Source organism: Pedobacter sp. B4-66 (assembly GCF_018492665.1).
GTDB lineage: Bacteria > Bacteroidota > Bacteroidia > Sphingobacteriales > Sphingobacteriaceae > Pedobacter.
In genome coordinates, this window is sequence record NZ_JAFVME010000017.1 from 66230 (window position 1) to 92837 (window position 26608).

22 protein-coding genes are annotated in these 26608 nt (G+C 37.6%); 11 read left to right on the forward strand and 11 right to left on the reverse strand.

Annotated features, from left to right (window positions below; translation table 11 throughout):
* Positions 1-10 precede the first annotated feature (10 nt).
* Positions 11-1720, forward strand: coding sequence for a M28 family peptidase (locus J1905_RS22180; protein WP_214229395.1), 1710 nt, complete (start codon positions 11-13; stop codon positions 1718-1720).
* Here J1905_RS22180 and J1905_RS22185 read toward each other — a convergent pair.
* The 4 genes from J1905_RS22185 to J1905_RS22200 are packed head-to-tail and all read right to left on the reverse strand — an operon-like array spanning position 1703 to position 4974.
* On the reverse strand, positions 1703-2209 hold the full coding sequence (locus J1905_RS22185; RefSeq protein WP_214229396.1) for a shikimate kinase: 507 nt from the start codon (positions 2207-2209) through the stop codon (positions 1703-1705). The two genes, J1905_RS22180 and J1905_RS22185, sit on opposite strands and share 18 nt — an antisense overlap.
* A gap of 2 nt (positions 2210-2211) precedes the next feature.
* Complete coding sequence (locus J1905_RS22190; RefSeq protein WP_214229397.1) at positions 2212-3267, reverse strand: ABC transporter permease; 1056 nt, start codon at positions 3265-3267, stop codon at positions 2212-2214.
* Positions 3268-3269: 2 nt separating this feature from the next.
* Positions 3270-4421, reverse strand: coding sequence for a BT_3928 family protein (locus J1905_RS22195; protein ID WP_214229398.1), 1152 nt, complete (start codon positions 4419-4421; stop codon positions 3270-3272).
* Between the two features lie 10 nt (positions 4422-4431).
* Positions 4432-4974: a DUF1599 domain-containing protein gene (locus J1905_RS22200; protein WP_173093675.1), complete on the reverse strand. Its 543-nt coding sequence runs from the start codon at positions 4972-4974 to the stop codon at positions 4432-4434.
* Positions 4975-5067: 93 nt separating this feature from the next.
* Here J1905_RS22200 and folP point away from each other — a divergent pair, with 93 nt between their 5' ends.
* Together folP and cdaA are read left to right on the forward strand one after the other, a co-directional pair.
* Positions 5068-5925: a dihydropteroate synthase gene (folP, locus tag J1905_RS22205; protein ID WP_214229399.1), complete on the forward strand. Its 858-nt coding sequence runs from the start codon at positions 5068-5070 to the stop codon at positions 5923-5925.
* 20 nt (positions 5926-5945) lie between these two features.
* Entirely contained in the window at positions 5946-6737 is a 792-nt protein-coding gene (gene cdaA, locus J1905_RS22210; RefSeq protein WP_173093671.1) for a diadenylate cyclase CdaA, read from the forward strand.
* Between the two features lie 311 nt (positions 6738-7048).
* On the opposite strand, the gene J1905_RS22215 is transcribed toward cdaA, so the two are convergent.
* On the reverse strand, positions 7049-8053 hold the full coding sequence (locus J1905_RS22215) for a FecR family protein (protein WP_214229400.1): 1005 nt from the start codon (positions 8051-8053) through the stop codon (positions 7049-7051).
* A 21-nt stretch (positions 8054-8074) separates the two neighbouring features.
* Entirely contained in the window at positions 8075-9271 is a 1197-nt protein-coding gene (locus J1905_RS22220; protein ID WP_214229401.1) for a DUF5005 domain-containing protein, read from the reverse strand.
* 54 nt (positions 9272-9325) lie between these two features.
* On the opposite strand from J1905_RS22220, the gene J1905_RS22225 reads away from it, so the two are divergent.
* The gene (locus J1905_RS22225; RefSeq protein WP_214229402.1) at positions 9326-10915 is read left to right on the forward strand and encodes a glycoside hydrolase; all 1590 of its coding nucleotides are present in this window, start codon (positions 9326-9328) and stop codon (positions 10913-10915) included.
* A 78-nt stretch (positions 10916-10993) separates the two neighbouring features.
* On the opposite strand, the gene J1905_RS22230 is transcribed toward J1905_RS22225, so the two are convergent.
* The 3 genes from J1905_RS22230 to J1905_RS22240 all read right to left on the reverse strand — a co-directional run bounded on the left by J1905_RS22230 (position 10994) and on the right by J1905_RS22240 (position 15648).
* Positions 10994-11404, reverse strand: a complete 411-nt coding sequence (locus J1905_RS22230; protein WP_214229403.1) for a BrxA/BrxB family bacilliredoxin — start codon at positions 11402-11404, stop codon at positions 10994-10996.
* Between the two features lie 155 nt (positions 11405-11559).
* Complete coding sequence (locus J1905_RS22235) at positions 11560-14394, reverse strand: carboxypeptidase regulatory-like domain-containing protein (protein WP_214229404.1); 2835 nt, start codon at positions 14392-14394, stop codon at positions 11560-11562.
* Positions 14395-14400: 6 nt separating this feature from the next.
* On the reverse strand, positions 14401-15648 hold the full coding sequence (locus tag J1905_RS22240) for a DUF4934 domain-containing protein (protein WP_214229405.1): 1248 nt from the start codon (positions 15646-15648) through the stop codon (positions 14401-14403).
* 338 nt (positions 15649-15986) lie between these two features.
* Here J1905_RS22240 and J1905_RS22245 point away from each other — a divergent pair, with 338 nt between their 5' ends.
* Positions 15987-16133 carry a hypothetical protein gene (locus tag J1905_RS22245; protein ID WP_214229406.1) on the forward strand — a complete coding sequence of 49 codons (147 nt, stop codon included), beginning with the start codon at positions 15987-15989 and terminating at the stop codon, positions 16131-16133.
* A gap of 137 nt (positions 16134-16270) precedes the next feature.
* Here the strand turns inward: J1905_RS22245 and J1905_RS22250 are convergent, their stop codons facing one another.
* Positions 16271-16486, reverse strand: a complete 216-nt coding sequence (locus J1905_RS22250; protein WP_214229407.1) for a hypothetical protein — start codon at positions 16484-16486, stop codon at positions 16271-16273.
* Positions 16487-16770: 284 nt separating this feature from the next.
* Between J1905_RS22250 and J1905_RS22255 the strand changes: the two genes are divergently transcribed.
* From J1905_RS22255 to ahcY, 3 genes are all read left to right on the forward strand, one after another.
* Positions 16771-17982 (forward strand): hypothetical protein, encoded by a 1212-nt coding sequence (locus tag J1905_RS22255; RefSeq protein WP_214229408.1) that lies wholly within the window; start codon positions 16771-16773, stop codon positions 17980-17982.
* Between the two features lie 65 nt (positions 17983-18047).
* A complete protein-coding gene (locus J1905_RS22260; protein ID WP_214229409.1) occupies positions 18048-18236 on the forward strand; it encodes a hypothetical protein in 189 nt (62 codons plus the stop codon).
* An 898-nt stretch (positions 18237-19134) separates the two neighbouring features.
* Positions 19135-20451: an adenosylhomocysteinase gene (gene ahcY / locus J1905_RS22265; protein WP_048906320.1), complete on the forward strand. Its 1317-nt coding sequence runs from the start codon at positions 19135-19137 to the stop codon at positions 20449-20451.
* Positions 20452-20642: 191 nt separating this feature from the next.
* Here ahcY and J1905_RS22270 read toward each other — a convergent pair whose 3' ends face one another.
* Positions 20643-22211, reverse strand: a complete 1569-nt coding sequence (locus J1905_RS22270; RefSeq protein ID WP_214229410.1) for a mechanosensitive ion channel family protein — start codon at positions 22209-22211, stop codon at positions 20643-20645.
* A gap of 115 nt (positions 22212-22326) precedes the next feature.
* On the opposite strand from J1905_RS22270, the gene J1905_RS22275 reads away from it, so the two are divergent.
* Genes J1905_RS22275 through gcvP form a run of 3 tightly spaced genes read left to right on the forward strand, consistent with a single transcriptional unit; the run spans position 22327 to position 26560 of the window.
* A complete protein-coding gene (locus J1905_RS22275) occupies positions 22327-23046 on the forward strand; it encodes a pyridoxine 5'-phosphate synthase (protein WP_214229411.1) in 720 nt (239 codons plus the stop codon).
* A gap of 16 nt (positions 23047-23062) precedes the next feature.
* Positions 23063-23632: a hypothetical protein gene (locus J1905_RS22280; RefSeq protein ID WP_214229412.1), complete on the forward strand. Its 570-nt coding sequence runs from the start codon at positions 23063-23065 to the stop codon at positions 23630-23632.
* Between the two features lie 48 nt (positions 23633-23680).
* Positions 23681-26560 (forward strand): aminomethyl-transferring glycine dehydrogenase, encoded by a 2880-nt coding sequence (gene gcvP / locus J1905_RS22285; protein WP_214229413.1) that lies wholly within the window; start codon positions 23681-23683, stop codon positions 26558-26560.
* Positions 26561-26608: the final 48 nt, after the last annotated feature.

Below are 26608 nucleotides of genomic sequence, written 5' to 3' on the forward strand. Positions count from 1 at the left end.
TTTTACATGCATGAAAAGACTACTGCTTGCCGGATTGCTATTATATACTTCGCACAGTTTTGCGCAAGATCCTACATCAACATATTTTGACCTTACCCGTAATGGGTTTAATGAAAAAAACGCCATTGAAACTACAGCTTTTGTGGAACAGCGGTGGCGTTTGCCTGGAAACAAGGGGTTTAATGAAACTATCTATTACGTAGAAGGTCTGTTAAAAAAAGCTGGATTTGTGCAAGAGCAAAATAATGAGTCGGAAGCATTATTAACTTATCGCATTGAAAAACGTCCCATGAAACAAAATGCATGGGACCCAATTAATGCAATAGTAAGCATTGAAGGAGAGCAAGAACCACTGCTTGAGTTTAAAACAAATCGTAATATGATTACGATAAGCTCTGCCTCTTCCCCTCCGGAAGGTACCACAGCAGAAGTAGTTTATCTAAATCCTATAGACATCAGTTCAATTGACGATAAAGACATTAAAGGTAAGATTGTATTTTCTGAAATTGGAACAGGCAGACTGTTCAATGTGGCTATCAATTCAGGAGCATTAGGTGTTTTAGGGTATTCAATGCCTACCTACACACAACCGGAAAAGCATCAAACTTCTATTCAATTTTCAGGGATTAATAATCCGGATGGCAAAGGCTGGGCCATTAACCTATCATACAAAGCTAAAGAACGCTTAAAGAGTGCTTTGGCAAAAGGACCCGTTAAACTGAATGTTAAAGTCGAAACAAACACCTATCCTTCAAATGAGCTAACCATAATTGCCAATGTAAAAGGCAGTACCAATCCTAACGAACGTTTTGTATACAGTGCCCATGTTCAGGAGCCCGGAGCAAATGACAACGCATCAGGTGTTGGTACACTGGCTGAAATGGCAAGGCTTACTGCTGATTTAGTAAAATCTGGAAAGTTGACACCTCAAAGAACATTAACCTTTTTATGGGGTGATGAAATTGTATCAACCCAACGCTACATTAAAGAAGACAGTGAAAGAGCAAATGGAATTATGTGGGGGATGAGCCTCGATATGGTAGGTGAAAACACAGAAAAAACAGGAGGATCTTTTCTCATAGAAAAGATGCCTGATCCTTCAGCAATATGGACTCGAGGTGAAGACAAGCATACCGAATGGGGAGCTGGCGATGTAAAGGAAGATGATCTTTTCCCTCACTACTACAATGACCTGGTTATGAAAATTTGCAGCGACCAGGGCAGACATGTAAACTGGACGGTTAATTATAACCCTTTTGAAGGAGGTAGCGATCATACACCCTTTATTAGAAGTAAAATCCCTGGCTTACTAATGTGGCATTTTACAGATGTGTTTTACCATACTGACAATGACCGATTAGATAAAGTATCTGCCACAACTATGAAGAACGTAGGGATAAGTGCTTTAACTACAGCTTATACACTTGTAACTGCTGATGAAAGCACCGCATTATTTGTCATTAATGAGGTAAAAACCGCAGCTTTAAAGCGATTAAAAACAGAATTCGACTTAAGTAAACAAGCCATTGCTAACGGAAAATCTACTAAACAAGATGAAAAACATATCTTATCAACCTGGGGAAAATACTATACTGATGCACTAGCCACCATCCCTTCTATCCCTATAAAAACAGAAACAACAAGGATAGGTTCAGCAATTAAATTCGCTGTGCTGGAAGTAGAAAAGCAAACCAATCAGGATTTAGAAGCCTTGAGATAGCTGAGCTAATGCTCTATCGGGGGTCAGGTTAATTCCATCCACGATTAAAGCAGCACGTTTATAGAAGCTATCTCTTTCTGTAAGTTTCGATTCTATAAATTTGATGAGTTGCTCTTCACTCATATCTCTTAACAAAGGACGTTTTTCTTTACCTTTCTCCAATCTCTTGGCTAAGGCAATCGGCGGCATTTCTATATAAAAAGTAATTCCATTATTATTCATCCATTCCATATTATCAAAATAACATGGAACGCCGCCACCAGTTGCAACAACACAGTCTGAAGGATAGTTATGTTCTTTAAGTACTTTACTTTCCAGAGCTCTAAATGCATCCTCTCCATTGGCAGCAAAATATTCTCCAATGCTAGAGGCAATCTGATCTTCAAACACCTGGTCAAGATCAATAAAATCAAACCCTAACTTTGAAGCTAATTTTTTGCCTAAAGTACTTTTACCACAACCCATAAATCCAATCAGAAATATCTTCATTCTTAAGCCAATTTTACCCTTGGATCAACAAAGGCATATAAAATATCTACAAAAATATTAATTACTACAAAAACAAAGGCAATAAAAAGTATAGACCCCATAACTACCGGAAAATCCGACATCTCCAAGGCAGTTACTGTAGTACGTCCTAAACCATTATAACCAAAAATATACTCTACAAAAAAGGATCCGGCAAGCAAAGAAGCAAACCACCCTGAAATAGCAGTGATAACAGGGTTTAGTGCATTTCTAAGCGCATGCTTATAGATAATTGCATTTCTGCCCAAACCCTTTGCTTTGGCAGTCCTGATATAATCCTGAGCCAGCACATCTAACATGGCACTTCGAGTTAACTGTACGATTATCGCTAAAGGTCTTAAACCTAAGGTAACCATCGGCAACCAAAGATTTTTCCATGTAGTGACCTCACCCTCAAAAGGATCATAACTGTACAAGCTACCCGACATATTTAATCCGGTATAATCACTTAATACAAAGCCAAAAAACCATGCAATAATAATCCCAGCAAAAAAAGAAGGAGCCGATATTCCCAAAATAGCAAAAGCATTTGCAGTTTTATCAATCCAAGTATCTTTATGAACTGCTGATATAACGCCTAAAAAAATGCCTATAATGGCCGCAAATATCATTGCCGTAAAAGCCAGAATAAAAGTATTAGGGACAGTTTCTGTTAAAATAGTAGTTACATCACGTTTGGTTTGATAAGAGCGGCGTAAATAAGGCCATTTAAGCACAACCACATCATTACCAACAGAAAACAGCTTTACATAACGGTACTTCTCTTCAGTCTCCTTGTTATTGTCATGAAGGCCTATTGGCGAAAGATCATTTAAATAAAGAAAGAATTGCACTGGTCTTGATCGGTCTAAACCGAACTCTTTACGCACAGCTTCTAAAGATTGTACATCAGAACGTTGTCCTAAAGTCATTCGTGCCGGATCGCCTGGCAATACATTAAACAGTATAAAAACGACTACAATTACGCCCGCCATAACGGCAAATCCATAGATGAATTTCTTAAAGGCGTATTGTAACATGGTTATTTAGCGAAATACTTTTCAGCAAGTTCGTCAAAACTAGGCACATTATTATAATGCCATTTATTAATGACTACCCCATTCTTTAATAAAAGTATACCAGGGTTCGCTCTTACCATACTTTTTAAAGGAACAGCATCAGCATAAAAAATTTCGCTAAACAACTTCATTCTTTTGCTGTATTCATCTGCATTTTGTGCTGAGCTGGAGGTTAAAAGCACAGACCTAATATTGAATTGTTCAGTAGCATTTAATGCTATTGCATTTAACTTAGCCATACCCTCCTCATTAGCATCTTTTAAATTATAAGCTACAATTACCAGATTATAATATGGATTCTCTATCAGTTCTTTGGTATAATCAGTACCTGAAGCATCAGTTATTTGAAGGTCTTTAATTTTAGGCTCATAACCTTTTTTAATTAATTTGCTTTCTGGCTCACCTACAATTTCCCAATTCTCATCTTTCCAAATCTCTGTTTTCAGATAATCTTTATCACTCATCACCTTCGTTTCACCTGTCTCCTTATTCTTCATGTTGTACATGATTAAATACTCGTCAAGCTTTGCTCCCGGAGGTATTTTCATCAACTCAGGTAAACTTGCTCCAACTTTGTAAGGCAAGAAATCTAATATTGGCAATCTGCTATAAGTAAACTGACTAAACATTAAAGAGAAAGTAAGCACAATGGCAAATAGGCCACTTTGCCATCCCGCATGGTTTGTAACCGGATTTATCTGGTCCCTGTTTTTAAACAGGTAAACGATCATTGCCAATAGGACAAGGTCTTTAGAGAAGGATTGCCACGGCGTTAAAGGAATAGCGTCACCAAAGCAACCACATGATGTTACCACTTTAAATGCTGCTGAAACAAAGGTTAAGAAAGTAAAGAAGATAATAACAACCAATAAGCCGGTAGTTACTTGTTTACGCCAAAAACCAAAAAGCAATAAAGCTCCCAATACTATTTCAAAAACACAAAGCAGGATAGCAATTCCCGTAGCCATACCGCTAAGGAATGGCATGTGAAATACTTCGAAGTACTCTTGCAATTTATAGCCAAATCCGAGTGGATCATTGGCTTTTATTAATCCTGAAAATATAAAGAGGACACCAACAAATATCCTTGAAAAGTTTAATGCAGCTATCTTCATTGTTTACCAGCTATTTTACTCCTAACTTAATTAAAGCAAAAACAGCATAGTTTAACATATCCTGATAATTTGCATTTACTCCTTCTGAAGCCAGAGTATGGCCAGAATTGTCTTCTATTTGTTTTACCCTTAAAATTTTCATTAAAATCAGGTCTGTTAAAGAGCTGATGCGCATGTCTCTCCAAGCTTCACCATAATCATGATTTTTGGCAAACATAAGTTCTTTAGTGCCACCGACCTTTTCATCGAAAAGCTTTTCAACTCTTTCTACTCCTAGTTCATACGGATCATCTTCTCCAAGTTCAAGTTGCATCATAGCAATTGCACAATAATTAATAATGCCGATATACTCAGAAACTACGTCTTCCCCTACTTTGGATACTTTTTTTTCTTCAAGCGTGCGAATGCGCTGCGCTTTAATGAAAATCTGGTCTGTTATAGAAGACGGGCGTAATATTCGCCATGCCGTTCCATAGTCATTTGTTTTCTTTAAAAAGAGCGATTTACAAACCGCGATTACCGAGTCAAATTCTTGTGAAGTGTTTGTTGCCAAAACGATTAAAATAATAAGTTTACATACGTTTTAATACAGGATCCTAATAGAGTTAAATCATTTAAAGATTTTATCTAAGTTTGTATTCAAACAATGGCTAAAGATACATTTTTAAACCGAAAGACCACACTAAACGTCAAAGGCAAACTGACGGATATCAGTGTTCCATGCGTAATGGGCATACTAAATCTAACTCCCGACTCATTTTACAATAGCAGCAGAGCAGGCTCTATTGACGATGCATTACAGAGAACAGAAGCCTTTCTGAAAGATGGAGCCAAGTTTATAGATATAGGAGCATACTCCTCTCGTCCAGGGGCAGCAGAAATTAGTACTGAGGAAGAGCTAAAAAGGATAGTTCCTGTAGTAGAAGCCATCACAAAAAAGTTACCTGAAGCAGTAATTTCTATTGATACTTTTAGAGCTAAAGTAGCCAAAGAAAGTATTGAGGCGGGCGCCCATATCATAAATGATATTGCATCAGGCGATCTGGATGAAGCCATGTTTGACACTGTTGCTGCACTTCAGGTTCCATACATTATGATGCACATGAAGGGCAATCCACAAACCATGCAACAGGAAACAGCATACAAAGATCTTGCATTAGACATAACGGATTATTTTTCTGCTAAACTTACTCAATTACAAAAGCTGGGAGTAAAAGATATCATTTTAGATCCAGGGTTCGGTTTTGCAAAAACTTTAGACCAGAACTATCAACTGCTAAACCATTTGGAAGATTTTAACATCTTTGAATTACCCTTACTTGTGGGCTTTTCCAGGAAATCTATGATCTATAAATTTCTGGGCTTAACACCTCAGGAAGCCCTAAATGGCACATCAGTATTGAATACAATAGCGCTACTAAAAGGGGCAAGCATTTTACGCGTTCACGATGTAAAAGCTGCGGTAGAATGCATAGCTTTAGTCCAAAAGACACAGCAACAATAAAAAACCATAACTTGGCACTAATGAAAGGCTTAGAATTTGATTTCTTAAAGGTAACAGTTACAGATGCGGTAGACATTATTCTTGTCGCTTTAATTATCTATTACATCTACAACCTGATTAAGAATACCCTCGCAGTAAATCTTTTACTAGGTATGGTTATTATACTGGTAATACATTGGGTTGTAGATGCATTAAAAATGAATTTGCTCTCTACCATCATTAACCAGTTTATAAGCGTAGGAATTATAGCCTTAATCATTATTTTTCAGCCAGAGATAAGGCGTTTTCTCTTGCTCATCGGAAAAAACACTTTCCTTCAGCAAAACAAAGCATGGTGGGGTTATCTATTTGGAAGTAAAAACATAGAACGAGACAACCTAATCCGTATAAAACCTATTATTGATGCTTGCAAAAGCATGAAAAAATCCAGAACTGGGGCTCTAATTGTATTCGTAAAGTTTTACGACGATCAGCTTTTCGCCAACAGTTGCGAACTAATAGATTCAAAAATATCCAAGCGATTACTGGAAAGTATCTTTCAAAAATATAGCCCCCTACACGATGGTGCAGTTGTTATTGCCGAAAACAAGATTAAAAGTGCAAGCTGTATTCTACCTTTAACTGATAATGACAAACTACCACCGCAATTTGGTCTGCGTCACAGAGCCGGAATCGGTGTATCCGAAACCACTGATGCTGTAGCCGTAATTGTTTCTGAGGAAACAGGAGAAATTGCTTATGCCAAACAAGGCAGGGTAAGGATGAATGTATCTTTTGGAGAGTTGGAGAAACTGCTAAATAAAGACTTTTAAATTAAGTGATCTGTTCATGGGCTGGAACAAATTGCGCTGAAGGGCGCAAATGGTTCCTAGGCCCCATCTCAGACACTGAATTTAAGGAAATAGCATGAGGGAATGACCACGAAAAAACAAGCTCACCTCTCCCGGGTAAAATATGACAACCCATCGAGTATAGCTTGAAGCTACTACTAGTAAAGTATAATACTAATTGTAGCATAATAATTAATGTTTCCTATCTCAAAAGCTAGCCCCCCTGCTTTCCTTTAAAATCACCTTCTTCGATGAGACCTAGGCGCTGTTGCTTTTCGCAACAGATGCCAGACTTAGCGAAGAACGGTTATTTTCCTCCCTTTAATTTTGAACTTTACCAAACCCGTGTTTTCCAAAGATTTTAAAGTCGCGGAGATGTTATCAAATCTTGAAACCGACAAACTAAACAACTCCTTACGTACTCCATCATTAGTATAAACTATTTCGACATCATACCATCGGGAAATGCTTTTCATAATAGTTTCCAGACTTTCTTCCTGAAATAAGAACCGCCCATTTTTCCAGGCAACTGCTTCTTTAGTATTTGCAGCTGTTATTTGTAAACCATTTTCACCTCTTATAGACTGTTGATCTGCTTTGATAAGATTATAGTAGTTGATTTGAGCTGCCCCTTCTAATACTGTAGTTATTGTATATTCGTCATCAGGATAACCACTAATGTTAAAACGAGCTGCCTCAACTTCAATTCTCTGTTTCTCTGATACCACAATAAAAGTCACATTAATCGTAGTATCATTACCTGGAATAAGAGATTTAGCAACGATTTTTGGCACTTCAAAATAAGCTTCACCTATTAATTCGACCTTTCTTGCTTTACTTGGAGGGAATGACGCTGGGTAAGTTAATTTTGAACCAGCATTTAACCACACTTTAGTTCCATCGGGTAATCGTACCTGATATTGACCACCTAATGGGGTTTCAAGGCTATTAACACCTTTACTTTTAGTGGCATCAGCATCCGCCCCTTTTTCATTAACAGCATAAGTAATTTGTCCTGTACCTGTACGTATAATACTTGAACCCGACTCCTGGGCTAAAATCCCATTGGGTGCATCATCCAGAATAATCTTTTTACCATCGGCTAAGGTCAATGTTGCTCTGCTGGTACCTGCATGAATATCACGTTTAGCAAATCTGTTTTCTTTTAGTGGTTTTGGATGATGGTTATAAAAAAGTGCACCAATAGCACATGCAATTAATGCGAGACAAGCTATTGCTAAATACCTAAATGCCCAGGTTTTATAAAAAATTGGCTTTTTTTCTGACTCTGTATTCATATTTCTACTCTTTCTTCTGACTTAATTAAATTTAACCTTAATGAATCGGGGTCTGTACAACTGAGGGTCCTTATCAAGATCTTTAAAGAACTCAAAAGAATTAACATTATAACTAATTAAAAGTTCACCTTTTCCAGATAAACTAGGATGTGCCTTGGCATTATACGGAAAATAAGATTTCTCTTTTAATGCATCAGAACAATCCCAAAGCTTTATTATAGGTCCAAAAGGACCAACAGGAGTTTTCCCTAAACGCATCCCTACCGTCCTACTCAATCCACTTTGCTGAAATACCAAAGCATACCTGCCATCAGGCAATACTGATAAACTGAGTTCATTCGATACCTGATCTGTTACCGGTTCCGCTTTCTTAATATCTGTGTTCCAAGTAACACCATCCCAAAAATTCCATTTGGAATAGTCATCAAACTCCTTTGGTTTTACTCTTGCTACCAACAGTTTTTTAGCCATCCCCTTTACGCCGTAAATGTAAATATATCCATCAGGATTAGGAGCACCGGCTTTTGCAGTATTCACAAATATTCCTGCACCAAACGATCCCATTTCTTTTTCCGTTTCGCTTTCACTCAAATAAAAGGGGGTATCCTTTTGTTCAAAATTTTTAAAAGGAGGTTGTTCTTTTTGAGATATTTTTATCAGTGTATTACCTACCTCCGAAAAGCCAAACGCGCCATCACCAACTTGTTTCACTCTGTATCCAAAAATATAGATAGCATCATTTTGTTCCTGATTGACAAAACCATCTCCAAGCCAGTAATAATCTTTAGGGCCAGTTAAAGGAGTTTTTGGCACAAATACAGTTTCGGCACTATCCTTGGCATCATTTTTCGAAAAAAAAGATATATTTTCCTTTACGGGCTTCACTCCTTTTAGTACGGCCACGCTATTGTGGATCATTCTAGCTCCCGGTTCCATTTTACCATCTTTAATCTTCCCGATCATGCTATCGCTAAAAATAAACAATGTTTTTTTAGCTTCGGGCTTGCCAGATTCTACGCCATTTAATGGAATACTGTAAATGCCATCGCCACCAAACCACCCATTCTCTCTTACAAATAAATTTGTCCATGCTGTATCTTCAGTCGCTGTAAATTTTATATTGGTCAAATCCTGAGCATCAGCATTCGCGAACGAGCCTGCTAAACAGCATAACAAAAAGATATTTTTTATGCTTAATGTAAATTTAAGTCTATTCATCAGGCATAAATATATCAAAAGTATTATAGATGTTTTTTAATTAATATTGTATCAATGAAAATTCAATTACACTTTTCGGGGGTATTTATTAAGAGAGTCGTCCTAAGTATGATTCTCTTATCGAGCGCACTAGGCTCCTTCTGTCAGGATCAGAAAGCAATTAAATTTATCTTACTGCTCGACAAAACTGTGCAGCAGATACACAACATTGGTGGATCTGGTTGTTGGTATACAGAAGAAATCGGCAAGCAATGGCCATTAGCTAAAAAGCAACATATTGCAGAGTTACTATTTAGCAGGGAGTTTGACAAAGATGGCAGGCCGAAAGGGATCGGTTTATCGGCATGGCGTTTTAATATTGGAGGAGGCACAGCCGAACAAGGCGATAGCAGCGGAATTGCAGATCCTGCACGCAGAGTAGAGTGTTTTTTATCCCCTGATGGGACTTACGATTGGAGCAAACAGCAAGGTTACACCTGGATGTTACAGCAGGCAAAAAATTATGGTGTAAAGGATCTGATTGCATTTGTAAATAGTCCTCCTGTACAATTTAACAAAAATGGCCTCGGCTATAAATCACAAAAGGATGGATCCACAAACCTAAGACCCGACAAATACAATGCTTATGCAAACTTCCTTACTGAAGTAATAAAACATTATGATAAAAAGAACCTTCATTTTAACTACATCAGCCCTATAAATGAACCCCAATGGGATTGGTTAAAAGAATCCAATCAGGAAGGCAGCCCATGGACAAATGAAGAAATGTTTGAAATCATTAAATCTTTAAACACCAGTTTAGCCAAGCAAAAGCTTAAAACAAAAATTCTTGCTACTGAGGCTGGCCAACTTGATTATCTATATGAAGATAAAGGCCGTACATCTCGTCAAATAGATAACTTCTGGAATCCAAAAAGCCCTTTATATATTGGTGGTCTTAGCAATACTACAAAGTTTGTTGAAGGTCATGGCTATTTTACAGAAAATGGCGACAATACGCTAATAACCGTGAGAAGATCTTTAAGAGATACTTTAAAAAAGTACAAGGGACTAGAATACTGGCAATCAGAATACTCAATGCTTGGCAATGGTTTTAAAGATAAAACTTCGGGCAATCCAAACGAAATGGATCACGCATTATTCCTTGCTAAAGTAATTAACCATGATTTTACCATAGGCGATGCCTCTGCATGGCATTTCTGGAATACTTATGAGCCGGGGAATCCATTAAACCCCCGTTATTTCCTTATTGCTATAAATCCAAAGAGGGCAAAAAATCCTGAAACCATGTACACCATCACTAAAAATTTATGGGCATTGGGACACTACAGTCTATTCATTCGTCCCGGCATGGTTCGGATTGAAACCCAAAGAAACGATGGTTTAAATGACATGGAAATTGCTCAACAGATTATGATTTCTGCATTTAAAGATCCCAAAGGAAAAAGTATTGTTGTAAATGTAATTAACTATACCCACGAAGCTAAAAAAGCTGATTTTGTGTTGGAGGGATTAGCTAAAGGAAAGCTTAAAAAACATTACATAACCTCCGAAAAACAAGACGATAATATACGTCCTTACCCGGTTGATGATACTACCCTACCTCCACGATCAATAAGTACTTTTATATTTTCTGTTCCTTAAAGAAAGGTGTTTTTATTTAAACGCAAAGAGGGTATTTGACAAAATCAAACACCCTCTTTTTATAATTTCTAATTCCTACTAGCAGTACTGGTCAAAAGCACCAATAAGGCTATCAGCAATCATTTGTGCTGGACGGCCTTCAATTTGATGACGCTCAATCATATGAACTAATTTACCATCTTTAAATAAAGCCATTGAAGGTGATGATGGAGGAAAAGGCAACATATAACCTCTAGCCCTATCAACCGCTTCTTTTTCCATACCAGCAAAAACCGTTACTAATTTTGCAGGGTGTTTTTCATTTGCTGCAGCCAATCTTGCTGCCGGACGTGCGTTTGATGCTGCACAACCACATACTGAGTTCACTACTACAAACACAGTCCCTTCGCTTGTAATGGCGTTATCAACTGCTTCAGCAGTTTTTAATTCTTCAAAACCTACATTTGTAAGTTCAGCACGCATTGGCTCAACTAAATATTCTGGATACATATGCTTAATATTTTTATTAATTTTCTTCTTTAAGTATACAAAGGTACTGTACCCACAACTAGCATCAAAACATTGGCGATAAGACCTATATAGTTTTGACCTTCAAATTACTTTGTATCCACTAGCCAGAACACTGTATTTCTCTGTTCAAATCATCATTTCTTGTCTTTCCCTTTCTTTCCAAACTGTCTCGGATAGTAAGATATAGTGGCCATAAAATATTGCTTCAGCACATTCTGTGTCCCTATGGTAAAACTATTGGCATTGCCATAATTGATCACACTGGTGTTCTGGTGTAAAAGATCCAGTGCGGAGAATTTAAATTCTGCGTTATTGCCTTTAAGAAAGCGATAAACCGCACTGGCATTCCAGATGGTAAAATTGATGTCGTCGGCTATAGAGGACGAATTCTTGTTGAAAGTTACATTGCTGTTCAGCGTAAATCTTTTGGTTACATTATAACTACTGCTCAGCGTAGTACCCATATTTGTACCGCTGTATTCGGTATTAAACGCCTCCTGTTTGGAATGCGAGGTATTGTAAGACTGTCCAAATGCAACAGCCAGGTAGCTTTTGTAGGTATAATTGATATTGACGTTTGTATAGGTGTTCAGATTGGTCGAAAAAGTAAAAACACTGTTGGTATATCCGGGGTTTTTATTTGCATTGAAGTTACTGCTCAGACTCAGCTGAAGTTCTGAAGACTTCAGCTTGTACGCCTTTCTGATGTTGCCATAACCGTTGATGTATTTGTGTCCGTTTGCGTTAACCAGGTATACCGTACGCCTGTTTTGTTCATCTATCAACAAACTATCTACAATATTATTGGCAATCAGACCTGCGTTGATACCCACGTAATAATTGAGGGTATTTTTACTTCGCTGGTCATTACTGTCGAACCTAAAAGACAATTCCCGCTGCACCCCTTCTTTCAAGTTAACATTGCCCCTTTGCAGGTAGTACAGGTTGGTGCTGTCCGTGAGCGGTGCCATCTGATTGATATTAGGTATATTGATCTTCGTAGAGTAACTAAGATCATAGCTTCTTGAAGTTTCCCCATATTGGTGATTGTAGAAACTAAGGCCGGCATCAGGAGCAAATCTGCTGTAGTTGCGTTTTAGGTTTTGAAATGACCGGTCAGATTTATTGTCCTGGCTAATCAATAGTTGTTTGGGATGAAACCGGATAGTAAATGATTTATAATAGCGGTTAGACAAGCTTTTCTGAAAAGATTTTTCTATTTTTAGTCCTGGTGTTTCCTCGATCAAGTTAGTGCGGATCTGGTTGTCCAAATAAGCATTTGTTTTGTATACATTAGTCAGAGTGTCCAGATCCTGTACCCTGTTGATGTTTTTATCCGAGTTGAGCACCAGTTTATTGGTGAGGTTAAAGTTTAATCTGGAGTAGTTCTTACTGCCAAAAATTAACCTTTTTACATCCGGTATTGTCAAATTAAATTCCTGTCTTAAACCATCTGAGCTAGTATTGTACTTTCTGTTAAACTTCTGATTGGAAGCTGTGCCGGTAAATGATTTAAACTCGGTGATGTTCAACCGCTCACTTTCGTTATTGTAAGTATTCAAGCTGTATTCGGCATTAAACCCCCTAAACCGTGTTTTGGGGGTAATAATGTATGGAGAATACTGATACTGACCGCTAAACCTGAAACTTTTGTTGTAGTTATTGCTGGTATTTAACGAGTTGTTGGTACTGGTCAGCACATCCTCCACATTGGTAGAACTACGGAAAGTTTGGTTATTGTTTTCTCCCCGGTCGAATTTTACTTCCTGAAAAAATTCTAAATTATGACCTTTTTTGGCATACTCATAATAGGAATCAAACTTTTGTGTCGTGTTGGAAGATTCATTGATGGTCTGGTTCTTCTCGATCACCTTGTCAGTGCTGTTAACAGAGGTCGTAGTTTTGAAATCAGACAGGTAGTCGGTGTTCCTGTCCTGCAAAAAGTAATTGGACTTTAATGTGCTTTTGAGTTCGTAGGTTGGTTTTTCTATGAAATTGTAACTGAAGTTAGCTCCTAGTGCACTGGGCCGGGAGATGCCTTCGGCCCTAAAATCAGGCTGATATTCCACATTGGTACCCACCCCCTTAAACGTGCTGTTGGACATGAGGTCGCCAGTGTTGTCTGCAATCTTATTGATGTTATTAATGGCCCCCACCACAGCAAGTTGCATTTTTGGGGTAAACATATTGATGCTGCCATCGGTCTCAAACCGGTTGTTGGTACCATAACCAAAACCAATCTTACCAAAAAAGCCTATGTCCTTTCCCTTTTTGAGCTTAATGTTCATTTCCAGTGTAGAATCTACCCTGCTGGCACTTCCCTGGTTCCTTGACGTGTTATATACCTGTATTTTTTGAACAGAATTCTTGGCCAGGTTTTGAGTGGCTAGCTTCATGTCGCCTCCAAAAAAGGATTTTCCGTTTACCAGCAGATTTTTGACTTCTTTGCCATTGACGGTGATCTTCCCGTCGCCCCACAGCGTAATGTTTGGGATCATTCTCAGTAAATCTTCTACCACAGCATTGCTGTCCAGCTTAAAGGCGGCAGCGTTAAATTCAAGCGTATCTCCATTCATGCTGATCGGCGGCACAGAGATGACCACATCATTCAGCATGACATCCCTTTTGGTTGCTATAATGGTTTGGAGATCAATCTTATTTTTGTCGGCAGGTATCGTAAACTGTTTTCTGGAAGTCATGTAGCCCACATGGCTGACATCAAGTCTCAAAGGAAGATTGACGGGAAGATTTTTAAAGTTAAATTCACCGTAGTTATTGGTGACCTGATAACTAAGCAAAGTACTGTCTGCTGCTTTATACACAGAAATGGTGGCCGATTTAAGGACATAATTTTGCGCGGTATCCCTCACCAGGCCTTTTACGCTTCCCGGATTGACTTGTTGCGCACGGAGTGTAATACAGGTAATACTCAGCAAAAATGCCAGAGTTAGCTTTGTTAATTTAGACATGGAGCGTTAGTTTTTCTTTGGCTTTAATTTGATGATTACCGGGTTGCTTTTCTTGTTCTGTGTTTTAAAAAATTGTGTTAAAACGGCATCGTACTTCCTGTTTTTTTCTTCATTCTGTTCTTTAGCCGTAAACATTGTCAAAGAAGAATAACTCGTATAAAAATATTCGGGGTTAACGATCAGAAAACCCTTGTTGGTAAAGTCGTATTGAGAGGCTAAATCAGTTACAGGCAGGAATTGGGATATAGAATCGGGTTCAATGTCTGCTATTGAAGTCAGTTCAGTTGTTTTCAGGTTGTAGATAAAAGCCTTTTTCTCATCGCGGCTCCAGTTGAAGTTTCTGACCTGGAAATACAGATTATTGAAATGCAGATAACTGTTTGTCATCTCATAAAAAGCATCCCTGTTTTTCTCATAGTAATCAAATGCTTTCCCTTTGTAAACTGGGTTGGTACCATAGTCCATCGGCAGGGAATTTGCCGCCGGGAAAAATATCTGATAGGCCAAGGAAAGCTTGCTGGAAGTTAGTTTATAAATATTATACTGGTAATTCTTGATGAATAGAAATTCATCAGGATTACCGTAGTCGTATACGCGCCCGCCATGCCACCTGTCATCACCCTTACGGTCTTCGGTTTTGTAAGAAAAATAACTTTCTACTCTTTTATTGTCTTTAATCAGGCTCAAATAATAGTAAGTGCTGTCTTTTTCGTCCTTTTCCAGGAAATTCTGATCGATCACTGTGCCATCGCTGAACTTTTTATAGTTGGTATAGTTTTTCTCTTTAGGTACAGGCACTTTTTTGATGAGCTTACCGGAAAAATCAAAATAATATACTTGTTTGCCCGCCCTTATCTGGATGGTCTGCTTATCATCCTCTTTGACGATATTGAAGCCATAAAAACTTTGATCCTTTACATCCGGATCTTTTTCAAACTTGCTGGCATTGATTTTTGCTACGTATTTGCCAGCTTTAGTAAATATCAGCACTGCTTTAGTTTCTCCATCGTAAACCACATAATGCTCATCGGTCATTTTAAGTTGTTGAATAGCTCCAAAAAGGCTTTCCTTGGTGGTTTCCAGTGGCGTGAAGGTAACTTCATCAAAGAATTGAGAGACCGCTGCACCCCTGGCAGCCAAAGGGTCAATACGGAGGGTTGTCATTTGAGAACTGTCGACTTTACTGGCCTGGCCCATTATTTGGCCATAAGAGAGAATGCAGGTTATTAAACTGCAGAGAGCGAATTTTAACATAAAGGCGTCATTTGGTTTCTTAAATATATTAATTTTCAGAAAACAAATGATTTTATATGAAGTTCAGCCTCTGTTTTTAACACTAATTAACATTCAGACAAAATACCTGGTCCTGCTCATATGGAAATCTTTGTGATCGCAAAAAAGGCCAGAACAATTTGAATTGTACCCATTGATTTTTTGTTGCAATAAATAGACATAAATAGTCGTAAATTTGTGGCTGTTTACTAGAAACTTAATCACATATCAGGGTAACCGATAACCGCAGCTCTAAATATTTCGCTCTTCCATATTCGTATGACGAAACGAAGTATAAAAAGATTGTTGAGGGCAAGTATTTGACCACAACTGACGACAAGAAAGCACAAGATGCTGCGGAACTTGGAGCAATTAAAGCCCTTACTGATGCCGGTGTTTTAAAACCATACTTATCCAAAGCAGAGGCTTATAGATCGATGGCTGAAAGAAAACCTATTAGTTCCTGAAAAGGATGGTGATGGTGGTGCAAAAATAAGGTAAGCAAGATAAGACTTGAAGTACTAGCCAAAACGTCAAATCGCGTTTCTTGGTTCAAGAGCTTTAGAACAGATCAATTTCACAAATAATCAGCAATAATTATAAATTATTTAATAGCAACAACAGGTTCAGATGGTCCTTGATCAGGAGAAATAGAATATTCAATTACAAGCTTCTTACCTTCTATATCTGCCCTTTCAAGCAATTCATAAACGCGATCTGCATCAACGTATAGTGCAGTCATCAGCACCTGTGAATAATCGTCTTTCTTCTTCGGGTATCTCTTTAATAGCTCTTGTCCAGTCATTTTATTCTTATTCAAGAATTGAAATTTAATTTGTAATTATACAACAACAAATACAAACACAAAATATTGCTATTTTTTTTAGTAATTTTGCTTTGCAATTTTTTAGGGGAAAGGATGAAAGCGATGCAATTCTGGATAGATTGCGAGATGCTGGATGGATTGATTATACAATGAAGATATTTTGTACCACATTAAGATACAATAGGTTATAAAATCGACACGTAACATTTCTATTTAATTAACGAACTAAGCGATAAACAAAATAAAAAAACTCTATCATTGTAATAAAATATATTTTAATGAAAAGAATAGCTCTCAATCTAATCGTAGCATGCTCAGTCTTAATTTTTAGCTGCACCAAACAAGGATCTGTTGCTTCGGAAAAAGAAAAACCAAAGGAAGAAAAACCAAAAGAAGAAACAAACGTTCCTTCAATTCCAGATGGCCCAGTATTTCCCGCATTCTCAGGGAAAATAGAAATTAAAGTTACTTTCAACAATAACCCTATATCTGCCACCACCAGCATTCCTAACTTGAAATACAATAAAGGAAAGGCAATACTTATGGAGTTTGATGACTCCGCTTTAACGGTGGTTACAGCTTATGAGAAACTATCAAATACTTATTATACGGATGGAGCTGGTAACAAGAAAAACTACAATGTAGGTTTAGCTGTTAATGGTAGAAATCAATACCATGACAAGGAGATAGGGTTCTATACTGGTTATGCTGCGACATACGCCCAAAGACTCCCTTTGATAGTTAAAGGGATGGATATTATGAATCACTCTTTTTACCATGAAGAAAAAGGTAATTTCAACAATGGTAAAGATCGTGATAAGAACATCAAGGACTTAGATGCACTGATATTGTTAAATCAAGGGTATAAAATGAATACCCTGATTGTTCCAACTAACTTTGTAGGATTTCAAACTGCTTCTGCTGATTTCGGCTATATCGGAGGCGCATCGCAAGGGACATTCGATAAATTCGAGCAAATTGGAAAGTACACTCCCAAGGCTAAGCTAAGCGACATAAAGCCTTTTGACTATTTAGCCATCAGAAGAGGGTTCTCCGATAATTGGTCTAATGATGGTTCACAATGGAACCTGTCCAACGATTTATTTGCCGACGATTCTTTCGACTTTTTTGAAATCGGCACACACGGATTGAAAGACGAAGACGCTGTTAAAAACTTTAATGACTGGATAGACGACATTACCTTGAAAGCTAAGGACAACATGATTTTCTGTAGCCTAAGAGAATTCTTGGAATACCAATACATCAAAGATCACGTTACAAAAACCCAAACAGTTGATGGCAACACATTAACGATTACACTTGATTATTCAACAGTTGCCAATAAAAACATATCATGGTATGATCTTTCATTATTAGTTAATTCTGACAAGGCTATTTCTGGCGTAAGTATTAACAATACGGACTTCGCATTATCGTTCAATAAAGACACTAAACTAATCAATATAGCGAAGCGTAAGATTAAGTGGTAGTCTTAAATGTACGGTGATAAGGTTGGTTTTCGTTATATTTGATAGGCTTACGCAACTTTATAATTATGAAATTTGCAATCAAAAATCCAACTAGATTTAAAAAGGTGTTAGATCAGGTTTGTCTTGATTTAAAAATCGATTTCCCCTATCAACAAAGAATTGAAATGGTAGGCAGTGTAGAAATTATCCATTTTGACGATTCTTTTGCTAATAAGTTAACACCTGAGGCAAAACAAAGACTCATGGAGCACTAAATCAACAGGATTTCATCTTCTATCTAGATTCAAATTTGTTTTATGCCTAATCCTTCCATGCCCGGCCCATCCAGGATATCAAGAATTATTTTCATTGTTATTATTCTATCAGTTTCTTTGTTGTTAAGCTATTTTCTAGGTGAATAGATTATGATTGATTTTTTTACCTATATTTTTATTGATATTCTTGGAGGTAGCATCCAATGAACGATTAAAAAGCTATTCTTCAAGGTTAAAAGGAGAAAGAAGAGTTAGACTCGCTACTCCTTTATTTTTGGTTTGATTATTGTTTCCTGTTAATTATTATATGGAATTTTTAGCTGAAATCTTATTTAACTGTGGCGTCGACATAATCATAGATTGGTTAGGGAGACTTTTTAATGATTCAAAGTAGAACACAACTGGCTTAGGATTACACTCAATCAAACCAAACCTTTCAGCCAGTCTAAACATTGTTTTAAATATCCTTAGTGTTGCTAAGCCTTATCATTGCGAAAAACGCAACACTTTATAGGATTGAAATACAATTATTCTAATGAAAACACAATAAAACGTGAGACGTTGTAAAAAAATCACCAATAGTCAACTACCCTAGGTTAGACCTTGATTGAATAATCGGCAGTTAGTCAGTGGTGTCATTAAGTTCTGGTTAGCATCAAACGCAAAGATTAATCTAATCCGCGTCAAAATGGCCGATATACATGAGGGTAAATGTTTGGAACTCAAAAAACACGAACAATTCTATACCTCTGTTTTTTGTTACCTTAAATAAACATAAATGTTTGTAAATAGTAGTAAATTTGTACCAATGTTATAGAATTGTTGGCACATCGGCGTGCACAAACAAACAAAAAACACAAATAAACAGCTGTATATTAGCAACTTAATAATCTTAAATATGTCATCAGTAGAGACAACTTACGTTCCTTACAAAGTTAAGGACATTTCACTGGCAGAATGGGGCCGCAAAGAAATTGAACTGGCAGAAGCAGAAATGCCGGGTTTAATGTCATTACGCGAAGAATTTGGTCCTTCTCAACCATTAAAAGGCGCACGCATTGCAGGTTGCCTTCACATGACCATCCAAACTGCAGTTTTAATTGAAACATTAGTTGCATTAGGTGCTGAAGTTACCTGGTCATCTTGTAATATATTTTCTACTCAGGATCACGCTGCTGCTGCTATTGCTGCTGCTGGTATTCAGGTATATGCCTGGAAAGGTTTAGATGAGGCTAGTTTCGACTGGTGCATCGAACAAACTTTACATTTCGGCCCTGAGCGTCAGCCATTAAACATGATCTTAGATGATGGTGGTGACTTAACCAATATGGTTTTCGATAAATTCCCTGAGCTTATCGCTAACATCAAAGGTTTATCTGAAGAAACTACTACCGGTGTTCACCGCTTATATGAACGCATGAAAAACGGAACATTGCATTTACCTGCAATCAACGTAAATGACTCAGTTACTAAATCTAAATTTGACAACAAATACGGTTGCCGCGAATCTTTAGTAGATGCAATTCGTCGCGCTACTGATATCATGATGGCTGGTAAAGTAGCTGTTGTAGCTGGTTACGGTGATGTTGGTAAAGGTTCTGCAGAATCTTTAAGCTCACAAGGTGTACGTGTAATCGTTTCTGAAATTGACCCAATCTGTGCATTACAAGCTGCAATGGAAGGTTATGAAGTTAAGAAATTTGCTACAGCAGTTAAAGAAGCTGATATTATTGTAACGACTACAGGTAACTGTGACATCGTTCGTGCTGAACATTTCAAAAGCATGAAAGACAAAGCTATCGTTTGTAACATTGGTCACTTTGATAATGAAATCGATGTTGCCTGGTTAAACAAAAACTATGGTGCTACTAAAGTAGAGATCAAACCTCAAGTAGATAAATATACTATTGATGGAAAAGACATCATCCTATTGGCTGAAGGTCGTTTAGTAAACTTAGGCTGTGCAACTGGTCACCCAAGCTTTGTAATGTCTAACTCATTCACTAACCAAACTTTGGCTCAATTAGAATTATGGATCAATACTGATCAATATGAGAACAAAGTTTATGTACTTCCTAAGCATTTAGATGAAAAAGTAGCTCGTTTACACTTAGCTAAAATCGGTGTTGAACTTGATGTTTTAGATGCTCATCAGGCAGAATACATTGGTGTTCCGGTCGAAGGTCCATTTAAACCTGATACTTACAGATACTAATATTTAGATTCTTATCTTTATACAAAAGGGATTGCGCTTGCAATCCCTTTTTCGTTTTAACACTCTAGTAAAACAAAGGATGTAGTTCGGATTTCAAAAGCCTCATAAGAGCCTTGTAAAAGACTATAGTCAAACCAGAGTCAGAGGAGAGTCTGACTTGAGTCTGAGTTGAGTCTAAGAAATCATAAACCTCATAACTTCTCAGGAAGGGTACTCGCATTCCCATCTCTTATTGCTTGGTAATGAGGCGACATAATCTCTACTCCTGCTTCATCAAACGCTTCATGAATATTTTTATGCATTTCTGAATAGATAATAGCCATAATACTTGGATCACTGATGTAGGCATTTAGCTGATAAGATACATACCAATCATCCAAACTTGTTTGCAGCACAAAAGGTGTTCTATCTTTAATTACACCTTCAGTTGCCAGCGCTGCGTTAATTAGCAGCTCCTGAATTTTTGTCCATGGGATATCATAACCTAAAGTAAGCGTACTATGGATAATCAATCCTTCATTATTAGACATACTGGTATAATTAACCGTATTTCCGTTTAAAATAGCACTATTAGGAATTGTGATGATCTCGTTTTTGATTGTTTTAACACGGGTAACCAGCAACGACTTCTCTAAAACCGCCCCGGTAGTATCGCCAATTTTCACCACATCGCCAATTCTAAAAGGTCGCATATAAGTAATTACCATACCTGCCACGCCATTACTAATTGCTGATGATGATCCAAAAGATATGAGAATGCCCAGAAACACAGATACGCCTTTAAAAATAGCCAGATCGGAACCGGGAATATATGGCCAGATCATTACCAGCATAAAAGCATTCAATAAAATCTTAACAATATTAAAAGTAGGCTTTGCCCAATCCGGATAGAACCCATTAATCTTTAACCTTTCATTTTCAACTTCTTGAGCTAAAAATCTGATCGCTTTTTTAACATAATGGAATACCCCAACTATTACCGCAATTGCAATTAGATTCGGGAAAAAATCAATTATGGAGCTAAATATATTCTTTAATGGATTTAACGCGAAGCTAATTAAACTGTCACTCCAGGGTTTTGTCCATGGGAAGAGGCGAAAAATAAAAGGAAGTGTGAGGTAGATCAGCAAAAGGATTACTACTATTTTAATCAGGTTCAGAAACTTACTGATTATGATCAGCTCCCTTTTTCTGTCTATGAGCTCATAGTCCTTGATCTTGAGGTGGCCAATCCTTTTATGCAATTTAAAACTCAGCCAACTATTGAATCTATTCGAATATTTATTGAGGAAATATATACATATCCCTAACACAATAATGATGAGCAAACCCAAACCTGCCCGCTTTAAAAGTTCTGTTACATTGGTCTCTTTCCGATAGTTATTGATGTTGTTAATAATAATTTCCTGATAAGCTTTGGCCATAACCTCCTTATCCATCTTTACAGAATCTGCATCAGCTTTAGAAATGCTCATTAAAACATCGCCTTTATATACAATCCCAATAAGGGTAGAATCATTAACTGTGATTAAAGAATCAGGCACAAAAAGAAGGTCCTCAGATAAGGCTTCCACTCTCGACGAAGTCCGTTCTGCCCTTTCCGACGCAGACAGCGAACCCAACTTATTTTTAATATGAAACAGTGTATCCGTATGTGCAACTACAGGATAGCCTTTAAAAACAACAGAATCCTTTTGTGCATAAACAGCATGCTGAACACAAAAAAGAGCAATAAATGAGATCAATAATTTTAAAGACATATATCGAATGATTATAACTAACAGCAAAATACAGAAATTAATTTTCTGTTTATCACGCTTCTATTTTTTTACCTTTACTTGCATATTTACATTTTGGGCTAACACTATTCAATTTATGACAAAACTTTCAGTAAACATCAACAAAATAGCAACGCTTCGTAATAGTCGTGGAGGAAACAATCCGGACCTTGTTAAAGTAGCTTTGGATTGTGAGCGCTTTGGATCTGAAGGAATAACCGTACACCCAAGGCCCGATGAAAGACACATCAGATATCAGGATGTTTATGATTTGAAAGCAACAATAGCTACAGAATTTAATATTGAGGGTAACTGCAGAGAGCAAAAATTTGTTGATCTTGTTTTAGCAAATAAACCAGCGCAGGTAACTTTGGTGCCAGATGCGGAAGGCCAAATCACCTCGAACCATGGGTGGGATACCATTAAACATAAAGACTATCTGAAAGAAATGGTTTCCTTATTCAAATCTGAAGGAATTCGTGTTTCTATCTTTGTAGATCCGGTAGTTGAAATGGTAGAAGCTGCTGCTGAAAGTGGAACAGACAGAATTGAACTGTACACTGAAGCTTATGCTCATAATTATTACGACAACAGGGAAAAAGCCATTTTACCTTATGTTGCCGCAGCCCATAAAGCCAATGAAATAGGATTAGGCATTAATGCAGGTCACGATCTGGATTTACATAACTTAAAATACTTTGCAGAAAGCATTCCGGGATTACTGGAAGTTAGTATTGGCCATGCATTAATTAGTGATGCACTTTATTTGGGCCTCGAAAACACAATACAACTATATTTAAAGCAATTGAAACATTAAACTATATGCTTCTCCTATGAAAAAATTCACGTTATTGGCTTTCGCAGCAACATTTGCATTCTTTATTTCATCGTGCAAAAGTGGCGACAATTTAGATGAAGGTACTGCTGAAGATGTAATCTCCACACACCTCAAGGCAAATCCTGAATATGAACAGACTAAAATAGATATAGGAGAAATTAAGTTTAGAAGTAAAAACGACCAATTAGAACTTCAAAAGTACAAGGCGCTGGAAGAAAAGGGACTTGTTGAGATGAAACTTCAAAACCAGAAAAAGAAGTTTTTATCAAAAGACAGCGTTTACTTTTATTTAATCACTTTGACAGACAAATCGAAACCTTACGTTCTTAAACATGATGCACATAGCGCCGATGTTAGAGCCGTTAATTATGTACTTGATGACGAGAAACCAATTACCCTTATAAAAGGAGATTCGAAAATAGCTCGTGTTACGGTTTCTCTTAAGAAAGACATGACTGATTTCTCCATATTTTATAAGGATAAAAACGTCGGCAGTAACTTCATTACCAAAACTTATAAGTTGAAGTTTAAAAAAGACATTGGCTGGATATTCGCGGGTGGTTAAAAGGCTATTTTTTTATTACCTTTGCGCAACTTTTTATTCAAAGAATACATGAGCTTAAACATTCATTACCAAGAAGACTTTAAAGATCGCCACATTGCGCCTAATACAGATGATACAAACGCAATGCTAACTACGCTTGGCGTAGGTTCTGTTGACGAATTAATCGAACAAACTGTTCCCCAAAAGATCAGGTTGAAGCAACCATTAAATTTGCCAAAAGCAAAATCTGAAACAGATTACCTAAGCAGCTTAAGACAAACTGCTTCTTTAAACAAAGTTTTCAAATCATATATCGGTCAGGGATATTATGACACCTTAACACCCGGTGTAATTTTACGTAACGTAATGGAAAACCCGGGATGGTATACTCAATACACTCCTTATCAGGCTGAAATTGCTCAAGGTCGTTTACAGGCTTTGTTGAATTTCCAGACAATGGTTATTGACCTTACAGGTATGGAAATAGCAAATGCATCACTTCTTGATGAAGGTACTGCTGCTGCTGAAGCTATGTTTATGCAATATAGCTTACGTAAAAACTCACAAGCTACTAAATTCTTTGTTTCGGGATTGTTGTTTCCTCAAACAATTGACATCTTAAAAACCCGCGCTAACCCTTTTGGAATTGAACTGGTAATTGGGGATCATGAATCGTTTGAGCTAAATGAAGAGTTCTTTGGTGCTATCATTCAATATCCTGCCGGAAACGGTGAGGTATTTGACTATACGGGCTTCGCTCAAAAAGCGCATGAAAAGAATGTTAAAGTTACTGTTGTTGCTGACCTACTTAGCTTAACCTTATTAACTCCTCCGGGAGAGTGGGGTGCTGATGTTGTGGTTGGTACAACACAACGTTTTGGTGTACCAATGGGTTTCGGTGGACCTCATGCGGCATTCTTTGCAACTAAAGAAGAATACAAACGTTCTATTCCAGGTCGTATTATCGGTGTAACAATCGACAGCAATAATAACTATGCTTTGCGCATGGCGCTGCAAACAAGAGAGCAGCATATCCGCAGAGATAAAGCTACTTCTAACATTTGTACTGCACAGGCTTTATTGGCTATTATGGCTGGCTTTTACGCGGTATATCATGGTCCTAAAGGATTAAAACTTATTGCAGAACGCACACATGGTTTGGCTATCACTTTAGCGAAATCATTAGAAAAAATAGGCTACAAGCAACTAAACAAAGCTTACTTTGACACCATCCAGTTAGACCTTGGTAACCTTGTTGATTCTATTCACAGAGAATGTATCGACAATGAAATCAACCTTAACTATAAAAGTAGCGTAGTTACCATCGCATTAGATGAAACTACATCGTTTGAAGACATTGCACTTTTAACTAAAATATTCTCAAAAGTAAAAGCAATTGCTGCTGATGCTGTTGAGCTAGCTGATGATAAAAACGTTGAAACTGTAATTCCTGCAAACTTACAACGTACTTCGGCATATTTAACGCATCCGGTATTTAACGCACACCATTCTGAACATGAAATGTTGCGCTACATCAAATCATTAGAGACTAAAGATCTTTCTCTTTGCCACTCCATGATCGCCTTAGGTTCATGCACAATGAAACTAAATGCAACAACTGAGATGATTCCTGTTACTTGGCCAGAATTTGGCAAAGTACATCCATTTGCTCCTGCTGATCAGGTAGCTGGTTACTATACTGTATTTAACGAGCTTGATAAATGGTTAAGTGAAATTACCGGTTTTGCTGCAATGAGCTTACAACCAAATGCTGGTGCTCAAGGTGAATATGCGGGCTTAATGGTCATCAGAGCTTACCACCAGGATCGTGGTGATAACCACCGTAACATTGCTTTGATCCCTTCTTCTGCGCACGGGACCAACCCTGCTTCTGCAGCTATGGCAGGAATGAAAATTGTGGTTGTAAAATCATTAGAAAACGGAAACATTGATGTTGAAGATTTAAGAGCTAAAGCAATAGAACATGCTACTAATCTTTCTTGCTTAATGGTAACTTACCCATCTACACATGGTGTGTTTGAAGAAAGTATTGTGGACATCTGTAACATCATTCATGAAAATGGTGGTCAGGTTTATATGGACGGGGCTAACATGAACGCTCAGGTTGGTTTAACCAGTCCTGCAAATATTGGCGCTGATGTTTGTCACCTTAATTTACATAAAACATTCTGTATCCCTCACGGCGGTGGTGGGCCTGGTATGGGTCCAATTGGTGTTGCAAAACACCTTGTTCCTTACTTACCGGGACATGCTGTGGTAGACATCAATAATGAGAAATCTATTCATGCAGTTTCTTCGGCACCTTGGGGTTCAGCTTCAATTTTAATCATATCTCATGCTTATATAGCAATGATGGGTGGTGAAGGATTGACTAACGCTACTAAATATGCAATACTCAATGCCAACTACATGAAAGCTCGCTTAGAGCAACATTTCCCTGTATTGTATTCAGGTGCTAATGGTCGTTGTGCACACGAAATGATTTTAGATTGCAGAGGCTTTAAAAACTTCGGCATTGAGGTTGTTGATATTGCAAAACGTTTAATGGATTATGGCTTCCACGCTCCTACAGTATCTTTCCCTGTTGCCGGAACATTAATGGTTGAGCCAACTGAAAGTGAGCCTAAACATGAATTGGATCGTTTCTGCGATGCTTTAATCTCCATCAGAAAAGAAATCACTGCAGTTGAAGCTGGCGAACTGGATAAAACTGATAACCCATTAAAAAATGCACCGCATACTGCAGCAGTGGTAACTGGTAATGAATGGAATCATGGCTATAGCAGACAAACTGCTGCTTTCCCATTACCTTATGTGGCTGCTTACAAATTCTGGCCATCAGTTGGAAGAGTAAATGATTCATTTGGTGACAGATCTTTAGTTTGTGCTTGTCCGCCGATTGAAAGCTATGCGGAAGATCTAGCTTAAAAAAAAACTTACCATAGGTCAATTCAAGTAGTTAAACCTTTTGATACA